The following is a 1,203-nucleotide window of genomic DNA, read 5'->3' as shown; positions in this document are numbered from 1 at the left end:
CCCCCCCCCCCCCCCCCTTTTTTTTTTTTAATTATACGGCCACCACCTATATATACACTTATGGAGTCGTCGGCAGCGTCTGTTGTTTATAACAGGTCGGCGTCGCCCACCGTCACCACGGCCTCGACGAGGCCCCCGACGGTGCCGGCCACCAGCATCGAGGCCGTGGCCACGGCCAGGCCGTCCGCCGCGGTCCGGTTGTCGAGCCCGACCTCGTAGACGCTCACCGACCGCGCCGGGCCTGCGGCGAGCTGCACGAGCATGCAGGGCGCGGCGACGGGCTCGACGAAGACGCAGCGCACGGCGTCTCCGTAGAGCAGTTTCAGGCCGAGGGTGACGCCGCCCGGGGCGCCGCCGACGCCGCAGGGGAGGTAGACGCACAAGGGATGGGCCGCGTCCACGCTCACGCCCGCCGCGTCGAGCTGGCGCCGCAGGTCGAAGGCCGCCGCCGCGTAGCCGAGGAACAGGTCGACCGAGCTCTCGTCGTCGACGAAGTGCGCGTCGGCGCGGCCCTCGAAGGCGATCCGCGCGGCGGCGACGGCGCTGCCGTAATCGCCCGCATGCTCCACCACCCGGGCGCCGAGGTCGCGCAGGCGGCGCTTCTTCCACGCCTTGGCGTCGTGGGACATGTGCACCTCGACCTGGAAGCCGAGGGCGCGGCCGATCACCCCGACGCTGAACCCGAGGTTGCCGGTGCTTCCCACCGCGATCGTGTGGACGCCGAAGGCCGCCCGGACATCCGGGTCGGCGAGGCGGGCATAGGAGGACGCGCCCGAGAGCCAGCCCGCGGCGAGGCCGAGCCGCTCGGCCTCGACCAGCACCTCGTAGACGCCGCCCCGCGCCTTGATGCAGCCGGTGATCGGCAGATCGTGGTCGGCCTTCACCCAGGCCGCGGCCCCCGGGCGTCCCGACACCAGGGCGGCCAGGTCGGCGGAGAGCGGCAGGAGGGCCGAATCGATCCGGCCGGTCGCGAGTTCGGGAAACAGCCGGGCGAGGAGCGGATCGAAGCGGCGCCAGCGCGCCTCGGCCGCCTCGACCTCGGCGAGGCCGAAGGCCAGGCCCGGCAGGATCTCGGCGGCGCGGCCCAGGCGCGGGTTGCGCCAGACCGTGGGCCTGCCGTCCCGCACGGCGTCGGGGAGATCGAGCGGGGGCGTGCCGGCGGCGCTCATGCGGACGGTCTCCTGTAACGGGAATCGGCTCGGG

Annotated in this window: 1 protein-coding gene; it reads right to left on the bottom strand. The window is 73.1% G+C overall.

The window, feature by feature from the left end:
• Positions 1-86: 86 nt before the first annotated feature.
• Positions 87-1,169 carry a D-serine ammonia-lyase gene (locus FV222_RS26680; protein WP_147816145.1) on the bottom strand — a complete coding sequence of 361 codons (1,083 nt, stop codon included), beginning with the start codon at positions 1,167-1,169 and terminating at the stop codon, positions 87-89.
• Positions 1,170-1,203 lie beyond the last annotated feature (34 nt).

The sequence above is a fragment of the Methylobacterium sp. WL103 genome, from assembly GCF_008039885.1.
In the GTDB taxonomy this organism is placed as follows: domain Bacteria; phylum Pseudomonadota; class Alphaproteobacteria; order Rhizobiales; family Beijerinckiaceae; genus Methylobacterium; species Methylobacterium cerastii.
This window is presented reverse-complemented; position numbering and strand designations above follow the sequence as displayed.